15 protein-coding genes are annotated in these 14,688 nt (G+C 69.1%); 11 read left to right on the top strand and 4 right to left on the bottom strand.

Annotated elements, in window-relative coordinates; all coding sequences use genetic code 11:
* Positions 1–5: 5 nt before the first annotated feature.
* From QQK35_RS13845 to QQK35_RS13830, 4 genes are all read right to left on the bottom strand, one after another.
* Positions 6–698 (bottom strand): NAD(P)-dependent oxidoreductase, encoded by a 693-nt coding sequence (locus QQK35_RS13845; protein ID WP_284254686.1) that lies wholly within the window; start codon positions 696–698, stop codon positions 6–8.
* Complete coding sequence (locus QQK35_RS13840; RefSeq protein ID WP_284255709.1) at positions 695–1,552, bottom strand: SDR family NAD(P)-dependent oxidoreductase; 858 nt, start codon at positions 1,550–1,552, stop codon at positions 695–697. The genes QQK35_RS13845 and QQK35_RS13840 overlap by 4 nt, the downstream gene beginning before the upstream one ends.
* A 7-nt stretch (positions 1,553–1,559) precedes the next feature.
* Entirely contained in the window at positions 1,560–2,363 is an 804-nt protein-coding gene (locus QQK35_RS13835) for an N-acyl homoserine lactonase family protein (protein WP_284254685.1), read from the bottom strand.
* Between the two features lie 89 nt (positions 2,364–2,452).
* Positions 2,453–3,247 carry an N-acyl homoserine lactonase family protein gene (locus QQK35_RS13830; RefSeq protein ID WP_284254684.1) on the bottom strand — a complete coding sequence of 265 codons (795 nt, stop codon included), beginning with the start codon at positions 3,245–3,247 and terminating at the stop codon, positions 2,453–2,455.
* A gap of 125 nt (positions 3,248–3,372) precedes the next feature.
* Here QQK35_RS13830 and QQK35_RS13825 point away from each other — a divergent pair, with 125 nt between their 5' ends.
* The 11 genes from QQK35_RS13825 to QQK35_RS13775 all read left to right on the top strand — a co-directional run bounded on the left by QQK35_RS13825 (position 3,373) and on the right by QQK35_RS13775 (position 14,683).
* Positions 3,373–4,113, top strand: a complete 741-nt coding sequence (locus QQK35_RS13825; protein WP_284255708.1) for an SDR family NAD(P)-dependent oxidoreductase — start codon at positions 3,373–3,375, stop codon at positions 4,111–4,113.
* 162 nt (positions 4,114–4,275) lie between these two features.
* The gene (locus QQK35_RS13820; protein ID WP_284254683.1) at positions 4,276–5,259 is read left to right on the top strand and encodes a sugar ABC transporter substrate-binding protein; all 984 of its coding nucleotides are present in this window, start codon (positions 4,276–4,278) and stop codon (positions 5,257–5,259) included.
* Positions 5,260–5,293: 34 nt separating this feature from the next.
* Positions 5,294–6,457 carry an ATP-binding cassette domain-containing protein gene (locus QQK35_RS13815; RefSeq protein ID WP_284254682.1) on the top strand — a complete coding sequence of 388 codons (1,164 nt, stop codon included), beginning with the start codon at positions 5,294–5,296 and terminating at the stop codon, positions 6,455–6,457.
* Positions 6,458–6,566: 109 nt separating this feature from the next.
* Positions 6,567–6,842 (top strand): hypothetical protein, encoded by a 276-nt coding sequence (locus QQK35_RS13810; RefSeq protein WP_284254681.1) that lies wholly within the window; start codon positions 6,567–6,569, stop codon positions 6,840–6,842.
* Positions 6,839–7,906 carry an ABC transporter permease gene (locus tag QQK35_RS13805; RefSeq protein ID WP_284254680.1) on the top strand — a complete coding sequence of 356 codons (1,068 nt, stop codon included), beginning with the start codon at positions 6,839–6,841 and terminating at the stop codon, positions 7,904–7,906. The genes QQK35_RS13810 and QQK35_RS13805 overlap by 4 nt, the downstream gene beginning before the upstream one ends.
* A gap of 40 nt (positions 7,907–7,946) precedes the next feature.
* A complete protein-coding gene (locus QQK35_RS13800; RefSeq protein ID WP_284254679.1) occupies positions 7,947–8,675 on the top strand; it encodes an SDR family NAD(P)-dependent oxidoreductase in 729 nt (242 codons plus the stop codon).
* Between the two features lie 48 nt (positions 8,676–8,723).
* Positions 8,724–9,902 carry an ABC transporter substrate-binding protein gene (locus tag QQK35_RS13795; RefSeq protein WP_284254678.1) on the top strand — a complete coding sequence of 393 codons (1,179 nt, stop codon included), beginning with the start codon at positions 8,724–8,726 and terminating at the stop codon, positions 9,900–9,902.
* A gap of 92 nt (positions 9,903–9,994) precedes the next feature.
* The gene (locus tag QQK35_RS13790) at positions 9,995–10,819 is read left to right on the top strand and encodes a branched-chain amino acid ABC transporter permease (RefSeq protein ID WP_284254677.1); all 825 of its coding nucleotides are present in this window, start codon (positions 9,995–9,997) and stop codon (positions 10,817–10,819) included.
* 91 nt (positions 10,820–10,910) lie between these two features.
* Positions 10,911–12,761 carry a branched-chain amino acid ABC transporter ATP-binding protein/permease gene (locus QQK35_RS13785; protein ID WP_284254676.1) on the top strand — a complete coding sequence of 617 codons (1,851 nt, stop codon included), beginning with the start codon at positions 10,911–10,913 and terminating at the stop codon, positions 12,759–12,761.
* Positions 12,758–13,501, top strand: coding sequence for an ABC transporter ATP-binding protein (locus QQK35_RS13780; RefSeq protein ID WP_284254675.1), 744 nt, complete (start codon positions 12,758–12,760; stop codon positions 13,499–13,501). Before QQK35_RS13785 ends, QQK35_RS13780 begins: the two co-directional genes overlap by 4 nt.
* 333 nt (positions 13,502–13,834) lie before the next feature.
* Positions 13,835–14,683, top strand: a complete 849-nt coding sequence (locus QQK35_RS13775) for a LolA family protein (RefSeq protein ID WP_284254674.1) — start codon at positions 13,835–13,837, stop codon at positions 14,681–14,683.
* The last annotated feature ends 5 nt before the right edge of the window (positions 14,684–14,688 follow it).

Here is a 14,688-nt window from a genome sequence, read left to right as displayed (position 1 = left end):
GTTCGTCAGACCCCCTTGAGGTAGTCGCCCGTGATGATCTTGGGGAACCGGTTGATCGTCGCGAAGTTGACACCGGAACTCTTGTTGAAGACATCGAGGACGGTCGCGAGGTCGAGTCCCGCCTTCTTGGCGGCCACCATCACCTCGGCCGTCGCGGAGAGGGCGACGGCGTTGAGGAAGTTGTTCAGGAGCTTCGTCGTGTGCCCGGCGCCGCTCTCGCCGATGTGGAAGATGTTCGAGGCGAAGTACCCGAGCACGTCGTCGACGGAGGCGAGGGCGTCGGCATCGCCGCCGACCATGAGCGTGAGCTGTCCCTTCTCGGCCGCGGCGGCACCGCCCGAGATGCCGGCGTCGAGGAATCGCACGCCCCGCGCGGCGAAGTCCGCGGCGATCGCCCGCGTCGAGTCGGGCGCCGAGGTGCTGAGATCGATCACGACCTGTCCCTCGCGGGCCGCCGCGAGGATGCCGCTGTCGCCGTACACCACCGCCTCGACGACGCGGCTGTCGGGCAGCGACAGCAGCACGACGTCCGCGCCCGCCATGACGGCGGCGGCGGAGTCGGCGGGTGTCGCGCCGGCCGCGGCGATGTTCTCGGTCTTCGCGTCGTACCCGAGAACGGCCTGCCCGGCGCGCACGATGCAGCCGGTCATCCGGCCGCCCATGTTGCCGAGACCGATGAACCCGATGTTCTTGCTCATGACTGCTGCTTCTCTCCCGCTGTCGTGTACATGGCGGCGTCGATCCCGGCGGGGTCCCACGCGCCCGCGCCGCCGGCGGGCCGCACGGTGTTGACGACGGTCGCTCCCCCGTCGGCCGACACGATCTGGCCGGTGACGTACGCGCTGTCCTCGCTGAGCAGGAAGGCGACGACGCCCGCGATCTCCTCCGGACTGCCCGCACGGCGCAGCGGCGTCGTCGACGCGCGCTGCTCCATGTCGTTCTTGCCGCCCGTCGCCGTCGCGGCGCGGGCGAACAGCTCGGTCGGCACGATGCCGGGCGCCACCGCGTTCACCCGCACGCCGATCGGACCTCCGTAGACGGCGGCGGCATGGACGAGGCCGTGCACGGCGTGCTTGGAGACGTGGTACGGCAGCAGGTCCGCCGATCCGGTCAGACCGGCGATCGAGCCCGTGACCGCGATGGTCCCGATGGCGCCCTGGGAGGGCCGGCTCTGCCCGCGGTACTGCCGGAAAGCCGCGCGGACGCCGAGGAACTGACCGCGCACGTTGACCGCCATCACGCGATCGAATTCGTCGACGCTGAGGTCGGGGAGATGGTCGAAGGATCCGAAGATGCCGGCGTTGAGGTGGTGCAGGTCGATCCGGCCGAACGCCTCCACGCCCGCGTCGATGTAGCGGGCGACCGCTGCCTCCTCGCTGATGTCGGCAGCAACGGCGATGGACGGCGTCGCGAGCGATCCGGCGACCTCGTGCGCCGCGTCGGCGTCGATGTCCACGACGACGATGTGGGCGCCCTCAGAGGCGAGGCGCTGCGCCGAGGCACGACCGAGGCCCCTGCGGCACCGGTCACCACGGCGACCTTGCCCTCGAATCGCCCGGTCATGCCGCCGCCCCGATCGTCGCGACCAATCCGGTGAGCTCGCCGTCCGCCGGGGTGAAGCGTTGGAGCGTACCCGGGTCGTGCCCCGAGACGATGTGCTGCACCTCGCCGCGCTGCACCATGCCGCGCACCGTCTCGAACGAGTCGTACATGCCGACCAGGTCGGCCACCGACGTGAAGGGCATCGCCCGCTCGTACTCCTCGTAGTAATGGATGGCGTCGCTCGCGAGCAGCACCACGCCCTCGCTCGTCGGCACCGTGACCACGCTCTGCCCGGGCGTGTGGCCCCCGACCTCGATGATCTCGATCCCGGGGGCGAGCTCACGGCGTTCGCGGAAGAGCTCGACCCGGCCCTGGTCGACGAGAAAGCGCAGCCCGGCGAGCTCGTCATCCTCGACCGAGTGGTGGAAGAGCGGGCGTCCCGCGTGCGGACCGGTCCAGAAGTCGTATTCCGACCGCGCCAGCACGATCGGCGCGCTCGGGAACACGCCGAGGTTGCCGATGTGGTCGTAGTGCGCATGGGTGATCGCGACCACCTCGACGCCCGACGGGTCGACGCCGAGACGGCGGTACAGCTCGGGGACCTCGACGAGGATCTCGCGTCCGCGCTTGCGCCCGCCGGCACCGGAGAACCCGGTGTCGATCACGACGGTGCGGTCGGCATTGCGCGCGATCCAGACGAAGTAGTCCATGCCGATCGGATCGTCCGGCTCGCCGTACAGGGCGTAGTTGAGGAACACGTCGGAGCGGACCGTGCGGCGCGTGCCGTGTTTGGCGATCACCACCTGGTACTGGTCGGCCATCGTGCTCCTCTGTCTGAATTCCGAACGATCCCGCCGGCGGCGGGTGATCCCGGGCCGCACCACCACGGCCCGGGGACTCGGGCGCGACCCTATGCCAGGACGGTCGCGATCTCTCCCGCAGCGCCCGGGGCCGCCGGGAAGCGATCCCGCACTCGAGCGTCGTGGCCCGGGACGATCGTCGACCCGGTCTCCGCCGCGAGCCGGTTGATGAAGCTCAGCCCCGCCGTCATCTCATCGAGGTCGGTGAAGGCGAAGAACGGCCACTCGTGCTCGATCTGCTCGTAGAAGTGCGCAGCGTCGACGGTCATGATGTACGACCCGGATCCGGTCTCGATCCTCGTCAGCAGTTCGCCGGGGCAGTGGCCGCCGATCGGGTAGACGGTGATCCCCGGCACCACCTCGGTCGGTTCGGAGATCAGCCGCAGCCGCCCCTCGGCGTGCGCCTTCTCGACGGGCTCGAGGTCGTCCGTCGTCGCGAACTCGCCCTCGAGCTCGTTCGCGTTCTTCTTGCCGATCCAGTAGTCCCATTCCCGCTGTCCTGAGACCACCGTCGCGTTCTCGAACAGTCCGAGGTAGCCGATGTGGTCGTAGTGGAAGTGGCTCGTGATGACGAGGGTGACGTCCTTCGGGTCGATCCCGAGGATCTCGAGGCCCTTCGGCGTCGGCGTCACGCTGATCTCGCCGAGCCAGTCCTTCTTCGGGATGTCATAGCCGGTGTCGAGAAGCATGATCTCGTCGCCGCGACGCAGCACCCAGAAGTTGTAGTCCATGTCGAGGTCGCCGTCGGGCAACCCGTACTGCCCGTAGTCGTGGAACACGTCGCTCTTGCGAACCACGCGCTCGCCGTACTTGACCTGCCAGATCGAGATGGCGTCATCGGCCATGGGAATCTCCTTCGTTTCCACGATCCTTGCGCTGGGAGCCGCTTTGCCCGACTATATGATCGTCAGACAAAACAAGCAAGCACTTCGTCTGACAATCGTACAGACCCGGCGCGAGCTGGGACCTCATCAAAGGAGATGCGACCGATGGGCAGAGTCGACGGCAAAGTCGCCCTGATCACGGGGGAGCGCGCGGTCAGGGACGAGCCATGGCGGAGCTCCTCGCCCGAGAAGGAGCCACCGTCTACGCGGGCGATGTGCTGGACGCCGATGACGCGGAGAGCAGTCCGGTCACCTTCCTGCGGCTCGACGTCACGCTCGCCGACTCGTGGCAGCAGGCGGTGGACCGCGTCGTCTCCGAGGCCGGGCGCCTCGACATCCTCGTGAACAACGCGGGGATCATCGACTACACACCGATCCTCGAGACCACCGAGGAGATCTGGGAGCGGGTGCACGGCGTCGACTCCAAGGGGCTGTTCCTCGGGATGCGCACCGCCCTGCCGCACCTCATCGCCACCGGGAACTCGTCGATCGTGAACATCTCGTCGATCTGGGGATTGGCCGGAGTGCCGTCCGCCCACGCCTACCAGGCGGCCAAGGGCTCGATCCTGAACATGTCGCGCAACGTGGCCGCCGCGCACGGCCGTGACGGAGTCCGCGTCAACTCGATCCACCCCGGCTACATCGTCTCGCCCATGACCGAGAATCAGGATCCGGCGATCAGTCAGTCGATCGTCGACGGCACCCTGCTCGGCCGGCCCGGGCAGCCTGAGGAGGTGGCCAACGCCGTGCTGTTCCTGGCCAGCGACGAGGCGAGCTACATCACCGGGACGTCGCTCGTCATCGACGGCGGCTTCCTCTCGCTCTGACCGGAGCCGTCCTCCGGGCGTCCTTGACAAGAAGCGCGGCCTGCTCGCACAATGAGCAGGATTGTCCGACAGTCATATCGTATGAAACTTCATATGCCGCGATCGGCCGGCTCATCGGACCCGACCGCCCCGGCGACAACTCGAAGAAGAGGTGCAAGTGCCATGAAGCGAATCCTTGCGGCGGCGGCGGCGGTCGTGATCGCCGTCGGCCTGGCTGCGTGCAGCAGCGGCGGCTCCGGAGGCGGTTCGTCCGACGCCGGGTCCGGATCCGGTCAGCAGAAGACCCTCGGAATCGTCGCGCTCGTCGCGACGGACGCCCTCAACAAGGCCGTGATCGACGGGGCGACCGAGGTCGCCAAGAAGGACGGCTGGAAGGTCGTCGTCACCGACACGCAGGGATCCGTCGACAAGGCGAACGCCGCCATGACGACCTTCTCGACCACCCAGAAGGTCGACGCGATCGCCGTCATGGCGTTCCTCTCCAGCGCCCTGGGATCCGGCCTCGCCTCGGCCAAGGCCGCCGACATCCCCGTGGTGAGCTGGGGCGGCGAGCTCGTGCCCGGCATCGCCGCCACCACGAGCGCGGAGGCCGTCGGCAAGCAGTCCGTCGATGACCTGATCAAGGACTTCGGCGACAAGGGCAGTGTGCTGGCGCTCACGTATCACACCGGTGTCCTGTGCCTCTACCGTGGCAAGGCGTTCGACGCGGCCATGGCGAAGGAGTCCGGGATCAAGGTGACCCGCAACGAGGTCGCGATCCCCGGCCAGGTCAACGACGGCACGAACTTCACCAGTGCGTGGCTCGCCAACCATCCGGCCGGCAGCGGCCCGCTGGCGATCTGGGGCTCCTGGGACGAGCCGGCCATGGGCGCCATCGCGGCGCTGAAGCAGGCCGGCCGCACCGATGTGAAGGTCTACGCCATCAACGGCGGCCCGCAGGCGCTGCAGGCGGTCAAGGACGGCACTCTCGAGCAGGTCGTCTGGCAGGACGGCGTGAGCGAGGGCAAGCAGCTCATGGAGTCGGCGGCCGGAGCGCTCAAGGCCGGCACGAAGTGGAAGCAGAAGACGATCAACGTCCCGGGTGTCACGGTCACCAAGGACAACATCGACCAGTTCCTCGCCGATCACCCGGACGCGCTCAAGTAGCGATCGCCCGCCCCACCAGAAGGGATCTGCACCGGTGCAGTCGGAGAACGGTGCCTGGCTTCGCGTCAGGAGCCTGAGCAAGCAGTTCGGCGGGGCGCGTGCCCTCGCCGCGGTGGACATCGACATCCATCGCGGCGAGGTCCACGGCCTGGTCGGTGCCAACGGCGCCGGCAAGTCGACGCTCATCCGCTGCCTCGCCGGGGTGACCGCGCCCGATGAGGGCGTCGTCACCCTGGACGGTGCGGAGACCCGGATCGCGAACCCGCGCGACGCCGAGCAGGCCGGGTTCGCCTTCATCCACCAGGAGCTGAACCTGGTGCCGCACTTCACCTCGGTCCAGAACATCGTGCTCGGCACGGGACTGGCGACGCGTGCCGGTTTCGTCGACCGCAAGCGCGCCCGCCGTGCCGCCGCCGAGGCTGCCGCCCGCGTCGGCATCACCTTCCCGCTCGACCGTCGAGTCGATGAGCTGAGCGTCGCCGAGCGATGGCTCGTCATGATCTGCAAGGCCCTCGTGCGCAACGCGTCGATGATCGCGATGGACGAGCCGACCGCGTCGCTCTCCGACAACGAGAGCCAGAACCTCTTCAAGGTCATCCGCGACCTCGCCGACGACGGCGTCGCGATCCTGTACGTGTCGCACCGCCTCGACGAGGTGCTCGACCTCTCCGACCGGATCACGGTGTTCCGGGACGGACGGGTCACCGACCACGCCGAACGCGGCAGCCTCGACAAGCGCGGCCTGATCCGCGCCATCGTCGGCGCCGAGGTCGCGGATGCCGTCCGGCCCCCTGCGGTCGACATCGACCGCAGCACGACCCCGCTGTTCGCCGCGCGCAACGTGCGGCGCGGCCGCTGGGTGCGCGGCGTCTCGTTCGAGCTCCACCGCGGGGAGGTGCTCGGGCTCGGCGGCCTCGTCGGCGCGGGGCGCAGCGAGCTCGCCCGGCTCGCCTTCGGGGCCGACCGGCTGGATGACGGCCGCTTCGAGCTCGACGGCACTCCCCTGCGCTCGGGCTCCGTGCCCCGAGCGGTCCGCAACGGCATCGGACTCGTTCCGGAGGAGCGTCGCGCCGAGGGACTCATGCTCGAGAAGTCCGTCGCCTACAACATGAACATCGCCGTGCTGCGCAACCTGCTGACCACCCCTGGCTCCCGTTCGTCAGCGGCAGCAAGTCGAAGTCCCGGGCGGCCGACCTGATCGAGCGACTGAGCATCAAGACGCCAGGGGCTCGACGCCCATCGGCGGGCTCTCCGGGGGCAATCAGCAGAAGGCGCTCATCGCCCGCTGGCTCAGCCCCGGCATCAAGGTGCTGTTCCTCGACGAGCCCTCGCGCGGAGTCGACATCGGCGCCCGCGGCCAGATCCACCAGGCGATCCGCGAACTCGCCGACAACGGCGTCGGGACCATCGTCATCTCGTCCGATGTCGAGGAGCTCGCGCTCCTGTGCGACCGCATCGTCGTGATGCGCGAGGGCGAGGTGAGCGGCGAGCTGATCGGCGACGAGATCAGCGAGGCCCGCATCATCGAGCTCTCCTACGCGACCGACGACCTCCCGACCCCGCAGCCCGAAGGAGCAGCATGACGCCCTCGACCACGCCCGCTCCCGCGGGCGCCCCGGATCTCGACACCCCCGACATCAGCGTCCGCGGGAGGGACACCGCGGCCGAGGTCGCGCCCGTGCAGCGCAGCGTGCGCCGCATCGCGCTGCTGATCCTGTCGCGCTACGGCACCCTCATCGGGCTGCTGATCATGCTGATCGTCTTCACGATCAAGTCGCCGACCGGATTCCTCAGCCTGGCCAACTTCTACAACGTGCTCAGTCAGGGCTCCCTGACGGCGATCATCGCCGCCGGGCTGACCATGACCCTCGTGGTCGGCGAGTTCGACCTCAGCATCGGCTACGCGGCGAGCTTCGCCGGCCTGCTGTCGGTCGGGTTCATGGCGCACAACCACCTCCCGGTGGTGATCGCGATCGTCCTTATGCTGGCGATCGGAGCCGGGATCGGCACGGTCAACGGCCTGCTCGTCACCAAGGTGCGCATCAACGCGGTCATCGCCACCCTCGGCATCGGCACGATCCTGACCGGCGTGGGTTTCGCCTACAGCCAGTTCCCGATCGCGTCCGGGATCCCGGCCGACTTCACGCAGATCGCGCTCGGCCGCCTGATCTTCGGCATCCCGAACCTGATCTTCATCATGCTCATCGTGCTCGCGGTGCTCTGGGTCGTGCTGAACAAGACCGCCCTCGGCCAGAAGATGCAGGCGGTGGGCGGCAACATCGAGGCCGCGCGCCTGTCGGGCATCCGCGTCGACCGCGTGAAGACGTTCGCGTTCGCGGTCAGCGGGATCTGCGCGGCCGGGACCGGCATCCTGCTCTCCTCGCTGCTCGGCTCCGGCACGCTCGCGGCGGCCGACGGCTACCTGCTCGACGCGTTCGCGGCCGTGTTCCTCGGTTCGGCGACGCTGCGCGACGGCGAGTTCCACATCGTCGGGACGCTCGTCGGCGTCCTCATCATCGCGGTCGCCTTCAACGGACTGAGCGTCTTCGGAGCACCGACCTGGTTCCAGCCGATCTTCAAGGGCGGCATCCTCGTGCTGGCCGTCGGGCTGTCGACCCTCGCCCGGCGGTACGCCAAGGCGTCCTGACGCATCCCCCGCACGACACGAGAGAACGGAGACACACGACATGGTCGATCGTCTGAAAGGCAAGATCGCCCTCATCACCGGCGGCGCCCGTGGGCAGGGCCGCGAGATGGCGGAGCTGTTCATGCGCGAAGGCGCGACCGCGGTGATCGCGGCCGACGTCCTCGACGCGGAGGGCGCCGAGACCAGCCCCGTCACCTTCGTGAAGCTCGACATCACGAAGAAGGACGAGTGGAAGAGCGTGATCGACGCGATCATCGCGGAGCACGGACGGCTCGACATCCTCATCAACAACGCGGCGATCTGCCTCTACGAGCCCATCCTCGAGACGACCGACGAGATCTACGACCGGGTGCTCGATGTCGACCTCAAGAGCATCTTCTACGGGATGCGCGAGGTGCTGCCGCACATGATCGCGCAGAAGGCCGGCTCCATCGTCAACGTCTCCTCGATCTGGGGCCTGGCGGGTGTCGACAGCTCGTACGCCTATCAGGCCGCCAAGGGCGCGATCCTCAACGTCAGCAAGAACGTCGCGATCACGCACGGTCAGGACGGGGTGCGCTGCAACTCCCTGCACCCGGGCTACATCCTGTCGCCGATGAACGAGCACCAGGCTCCGGAGATCAACGCCGCGCTCATCGCGGGCACGGCCGTGAAGCGCCCGGGCATCCCGATCGAGACCGCCTATGCCGCCCTGTTCCTCGCCAGTGACGAGGCCAGCTACGTCACCGGGACCTCGCTGGTCGTCGACGGCGGGTACCTCGCGCCCTGAACCACCGCTCCACCCCCGCAATCCATGACACAGAGAGGTGTGCATCACATGAAGAAGTCCCTGCTCCTCACCGGAGCCCTCGCCGCTGCGGCGGCACTCGTCCTCGCCGGCTGTTCCGGCGGCGGCGGCTCGTCCTCCGGCGGAGGAACGATCCTGATCGGCGGCATCGCCGGCACCACGGGCGCCTACGGCACGACCGGACAGGCCGTGTTCAACGGAACCCAGATGGCGATCGACGAGATCAACAAGAAGGGCGGCGTGCTCGGCAAGAAGCTCAAGTTCGACGGCCACGACGACGGCGCCTCGGCGACCACGTCATCCACGCTGTTCAACAAGCTGCTCAGCGAGGGCGCCGTCGCGATCGTCGGCTCCCCCGACACGGGTCCGACCACCGCCTCGCTCTCGAGCCAGAAGAAGATCCCGGTGATCGGCGCCGTCGACGACGGCGGTCTGACCGTCTACCCGAAGGGACCGGACCAGCCGCCCTACCCGTACGCGTTCTCGACGAGTCTGAACACCTTCGCCTGGGGCGGTGCGATCGCCGAGTACGCCCTGAAGAACTGCAAGGGCGGCCTCGCCGTACTGCACGACCCCTCGAGCTACGGCCTCGGCGGCCTGGCCGGGATCAAGATGGTCTACGACGCGAAGGGCAAGAAGCTCGCGCTCGAGGACTCGATCACCGAGAACTGGTCGACCGGAGCGACCGTCGGCCTGAAGTCCGAGATCGACAAGATCACGGCGTCGGGCGCCGATTGCGTCGACATCTGGCTCACGCCGCAGGACCAGGCGTCGTTCGTGCAGGAGGCCCACGCGCTCGGCGCGAAGTTCACCTTCCTCGGCAATGACGAGACCAACGCGGACGCGACCTTCTCCGACCTCGCGAAGGACCAGGCGGCCGGCATGATCTCGGCGACCATCACGAGCGGGCTGAACCCCGACGCCAAGCTGACGAAGTTCCGCGCCGACTACAAGGCCAAGTTCAACACCGAGTCGACGCCGTTCGCGGAGCTCAGCTACGACGCGATCTACATGCTCAAGCAGGCCATCGAGCAGGGCAAGTCCACGGAGGCGCCGAGCCTGCAGAAGCAGCTGAACAGCATCACGGACTTCGACGGGCTGACCGGCAAGCTGACCTTCACGCCGCAGCAGCACACGACCATCAACAAGGAGCAGCTGACCATGGTCTCGTTCGACCCGGCCAGCAAGTCCTGGAAGCCCCTGACGTAGTCACCCCGGCGCGCCCGGTCCGTACCCTGACGGGAGGACCGGGCGCGCCGAGCGTCGCGACCACGACTCACCGCAGAGAAGAGAAGGCTGGGATGCTGCTGCAGGTGCTCCTGAGCGGGCTCGCCATCGGCGCCGTCTACGGGCTGATGGCGATGGCGTTCGCCATCGTGTTCTACGTCACCCGGGTGATCAACTTCGCGACGGGGCAGCTGCTCATGGTCTCGATCATGATCACCGCCGCCCTGTCGCGAGCCGGTCTGCCCGACATCGTCTCGGTCGTCGTCGGCGTGCTCGCCTCGACCGTGGCGGGCGTCCTCATCTACCTGCTCGCGGTGCGCCCGGTGCTGCGCTTCGACCGGTTCAGCTTCGCCTGGCTGGTCTCCACCCTCGGCGTCGCGATCGTGCTCCAGTCGCTCGCGGCGATCATCTGGGGTCCCACCTCGCGGGGATTCCCCGCCCTCCTCAACCGCGACAACCTGCACATCGGCGGCGCGGGCATCAGCGTGCAGGAGCTCCTCACGATCATCGTGGCGATCGTCGTGCTCGTCGGCTTCGAGCTCGTGCGGCGCCGGACGCTGTTCGGCAAACTCGGACAGGCCATCTCGGCCGACCCCGAGATGGCCTCGGCGATCGGCGCCCGGGTCACCGGATTCGCGATCGCGGCCTTCGCGATCGGCGGGTTGCTCGCGGGCGTCGCGGGCATCCTGGTCGGTCCGATCACCTTCTCGAACCCGTACCTCGGCGACACCTACGGGATCTTCGGCTTCATCGCGCTCATGATCGGCGGGATCGAGAGGCCGGCGGCCGCGATGGGGGCGGGCTCGTGCTCGGCATCCTGTCCGTCGGTGCGAACACGTTCATCGGCTCGCAGGCGTCCGACTGGTTCCCGTTCGTCGTCGTCGTGGCCGTGCTGCTGATCGCGCCGAACGGCCTGTTCGCCTCCGGCGACTCGGTCCGCACGCTCTGGGCCGCGATCGCCCACCGGAACGACCGAGCAGGAGCGAAGGCATGACCGCCGGCATCGACATGGCCGCGGGCCGGACCGAGCGGGCGCGCTCCCGGTCGCGGTTCATCGGGCTCGGCGCGGTCGCCCTCGTGGTCGTGTACCTCGCCGCGAACCTGGGCGTGGCGCACGGCTCGTACTACGTGCAGAACCTCGCCGAGGTCGGGGCGGTCTTCGCCATCCTCGCGCTCAGCCTCGACCTCGTGGCCGGCATGACCGGGCTGTACTCGCTCGGGCACGCGGGTCTCTTCGCGCTCGGCGCGTACGCGACCACCCTCCTGAACGCGAACCTCGGCTGGAACGTCTTCATCCTGCTGCCGCTCAGCGTCGTCGGGGTCGGGATCGTCGGGGTCGTGCTCGGGGCGCTCTCGCTTCGGGTCAGCGGGCTCTACTTCGCGATCATGACGTTCATCTTCACGCTCGTCGTGACGGTGCTGATCTCCGATCTCGACTTCACCGGCGGGTTGCAGGGCATCGCGGGTCCGACCTTCCCCGATTTCCCGGAGGGCCTGTCCTTCCTCGGGTCCTCCGTCGCCTGGTGCGTCGGGATCGCGTTCCTCGTCACCGTGGTGATCGTCTGGAGCATTCGCTCATCGGCGTTCTACCCGGTGCTGCTGGCGATCCGCGACGCGGAGCCGTTCGCCGCGTCGGCGGGCGTGCGCACCGGAGTCGTGCGGGTCATGATGTTCGGTCTGTCCGCGGCGCTCGCAGGCCTCGCGGGCTGGGCGTTCTCGTTCCTGGGGTTCGTGTCGCCCGGTCAGTTCAATTGGACGGTCTCGGTCAACATCCTCGTCATGGTGATCCTCGGCGGCATCAACACGCGGCTCGGGCCCATCATCGGCGCCATCTTCATCAGCGCGTTCCCCGTCGTCATCTCGATCGACCCCCTGGTGCAGGAGGTGATCTTCGGCGCGATCTTCGTGCTCGTCATCGTGTTCTTCCCGCGCGGCATCGTGGGGATCGTGACGAGCCTGGCTCGCCGCATCCGGCGTCGACCGCTTCCCGCCACGGAGCCGAGCGCCCCCGACACGGCGCCGATCGCCGAGGCCGAGCTGGCCGCCGCGGGCGAGGAGCCGCAGGTCTCGGACGAGATCGCCCTGGAGGTGCGCGACGTGCGCTTCGGCTACGTGCGCGGCACCACGGTGCTCGACGGCATCGACATGCGCGTTCGGCGCGGCAGCATCCACGGCCTCATCGGCCCGAACGGCTCCGGCAAGAGCACGCTGGTCAACCTCATCTCCGGCGCCCTGCGTCCGACGACCGGCACGATCGAGGCCAACGGCCACCGCATCGAACGGCTCGGAGCGGCCGGACGCCCGGCGCGCGGCATCATGCGCACGTTCCAGACGGCCGTGCTGGTGCGCGAGCTGTCCGTTCGCCAGAACGCAGGGATCGGGCTGTACAGCCGCGTGCCCCGCATCTCGGGCCGGTCGCTCGCATGGCCGCTGTTCCCGAGTGCGCACCGGGACGATCGCGCCATCCGCACGCGGGCGACCGCCGCGCTCGCCCGGGTCGGCCTCGGCTCGGGCTGGGCGACGGCGCGCGTCGCCGACGTACCGCACGGCGTCGAGCAGCTGACCCAGCTCGCGGCCGCGACCGTCGGCGAGCCGAGCATCCTGATCCTCGACGAGCCGCTCGCGGGACTCTCCTCCGGCGAGGTGGAACAGGTGTCGGAGATCCTGCGCCAGCTCAAGCGCGACGGGGTCACGGTGATCGTCGTGGAGCACCAGACCCGCTTCATCTTCGAGATGTGCGACGAGGTCACGGTGCTCGCGGCGGGTGAGCTGGTGACCTCGGGCAGCGCGGCGGCCGTGCGCGCCGACGAACGAGTGCGAGAGGTGTACCTGGGACAATGAGCGCCGAATCCACGACTCCGGTGATCGCGCCGGCGCTCCGGCTCGAGGGCCTGTACGCCGGCTACGGCCGCTTCGACGTGCTGCACGACATCGCCCTGCACGTCGAGCGCGGCGAGGCGGTCGCGCTGCTCGGGCCCAACGGCGCGGGCAAGACGACCCTCTTGCGCGCGATCATGGGAATGGTCAAGCAGCGGCGCGGCGTGATCGAGGTCGCCGGAACGGATGTCTCCCGGCTGCCCACCCATCGGATCGCTCGCGGCCTGGTCGGAATCGTGCCGGAAGGTCGACGCCTGTTCCTCGGGCAATCGGTCGAGGACAACCTGCGCCTCGGCGGTCTGCATCTGCGTCACGACCACGCGCGCACGGCGCAGCTGCTGCGCTCCGTCTTCGACCTGTTCCCCGTGGTCGAGCGCTACCGGGCGCGGCCGGCGACCGCGCTCTCGGGCGGGGAGCAGCAGATGGTCGCGATCGGCCGCATGATGATGAGCGATCCCGAGCTCATGCTCCTGGACGAGCCGTCGCTCGGTCTCGCGCCGCTCGCGATCCAGAGCATGGCCGACGCGCTCCTCGCGCTGCGTGAGCGCGGCCGCAGCATCCTGCTCGTCGAGCAACGCGTCGATCTCGCGCTGCAGGTCTGCGATCGGATCTACGTGCTGAGCGGCGGCCGCATCGTGGAGCAGGGGGCGGCTGACGACATCGACGGCCGAGGCCGGGCCCTCATCGACGCCTATCTGGGCTGACCGCGATCCGGGAAATCATCCCAGCGGAGTACAGCCAACGACCGGGAACCGGACGTAGCCTGCCTGCGACGCCACGTTCTCCGGCGTCGTCGAGGTGATCCCCATGCATGCATCCTTCCGTACCCTCCCGGCCCTGGCTCTCGGGGTCGCGATCCCCGCCGTCGTGCTCGCGAGCGCGCTCGCCCTCCCGGCGCAGGCCGAACCTGCGAGCACGCCGACCGCGCACCAACTGCTGGAGAGGGTCGCCAAGAGCGTCGACCAGCACTACTCCGGCACGCTGACGCAGACCTCGGATCTCGGACTCCCCAGCTGCCGAGCGTCGGTCCGGGCTCGGTGCACTCCGACGAGTCGGCCATCCTCGACCTCGTCACGGCCGCGCACCGGGCGAAGGTCTACGTCGACGGTCGCAGCAAGCAGCGCGTCCAGGTGCTCGACCAGCTCGCCGAACGCGACATCGTGCGCAACGGCTCCTCGGTGTGGATCTGGGATTCGAAGCACAAGACCGCGCAGCACGTCACGCTCCCCTCGCGGCACTCCGCGTCGCCGGCGCCGGTGACGCCGTCCGAGCTCGCGACGCGACTCCTGGCCTCGGTCCGCTCGAGCAGCAAGGTCACAGTCGCGACCGGTTCGAGCGTGGCGGGCCGTTCGGTCGACCGCCTCGTCCTCACCCCGCGCACCGACCGGACGCTCGTCTCGCGCGTCGTCGTGTCCGTCGACCACGCGACCGGCGTGCCGCTCAAGATCGCGGTCGACGCCCGCGGCCAGTCCGGTGACGCGGTCGCGATCGGGTTCACCGACGTCTCGTTCTCGACCCCGGGCGCCGGCCTGTTCTCCTTCAGTCCGCCGAAGGGCGCGCACGTGACGACCAAGGACCTCTCGCACGTCCGCCCGCATGCGAAGGCCGACCATGTGGCGCCCGACCCGGACGCCTCGGCGTCGCCGAAGGCGCAGCCGGGATCGGAGCCGACCGTCACCGGTGCCGGGTGGGCGAGCGTCGTGACCGTGCCGTCCGGCCAGCTGCCGGCCGGCGTCACCGGCGACCCCCTGTTCCGTCAGCTCACGACGGCGGTCGACGGCGGTCGCGCCCTGCAGACCACGCTCGTCTCCGTCCTCATCACGGACGACGGCCGGGTGCTCGCGGGCGCGGTGCCGATCGCGACGCTCGAGGCCGCCGCCCGGTGAGCCCG

The sequence above is a fragment of the Pseudolysinimonas kribbensis genome, assembly GCF_030161895.1.
Taxonomy (GTDB): Bacteria; Actinomycetota; Actinomycetes; order Actinomycetales; family Microbacteriaceae; genus Pseudolysinimonas; species Pseudolysinimonas kribbensis.
The sequence above is the reverse complement of the archived record's forward strand: the minus strand, read 5'-3'. Positions and strand labels throughout refer to the sequence as shown.

Bases quoted from the DNA above. Each gene is read 5' to 3' on its own strand.
- QQK35_RS13845 (WP_284254686.1), bottom strand. From the start codon at position 698: ATGAGCAAGAACATCGGGTTCATCGGTCTCGGCAACATGGGCGGCCGG.
- QQK35_RS13835 (WP_284254685.1), bottom strand. From the start codon at position 2,363: ATGGCCGACCAGTACCAGGTGGTGATCGCCAAACACGGCACGCGCCGC.
- QQK35_RS13830 (WP_284254684.1), bottom strand. From the start codon at position 3,247: ATGGCCGATGACGCCATCTCGATCTGGCAGGTCAAGTACGGCGAGCGC.
- QQK35_RS13820 (WP_284254683.1), top strand. From the start codon at position 4,276: ATGAAGCGAATCCTTGCGGCGGCGGCGGCGGTCGTGATCGCCGTCGGC.
- QQK35_RS13805 (WP_284254680.1), top strand. From the start codon at position 6,839: ATGACGCCCTCGACCACGCCCGCTCCCGCGGGCGCCCCGGATCTCGAC.
- QQK35_RS13800 (WP_284254679.1), top strand. From the start codon at position 7,947: ATGGTCGATCGTCTGAAAGGCAAGATCGCCCTCATCACCGGCGGCGCC.
- QQK35_RS13795 (WP_284254678.1), top strand. From the start codon at position 8,724: ATGAAGAAGTCCCTGCTCCTCACCGGAGCCCTCGCCGCTGCGGCGGCA.
- QQK35_RS13790 (WP_284254677.1), top strand. From the start codon at position 9,995: ATGCTGCTGCAGGTGCTCCTGAGCGGGCTCGCCATCGGCGCCGTCTAC.
- QQK35_RS13785 (WP_284254676.1), top strand. From the start codon at position 10,911: ATGACCGCCGGCATCGACATGGCCGCGGGCCGGACCGAGCGGGCGCGC.
- QQK35_RS13780 (WP_284254675.1), top strand. From the start codon at position 12,758: ATGAGCGCCGAATCCACGACTCCGGTGATCGCGCCGGCGCTCCGGCTC.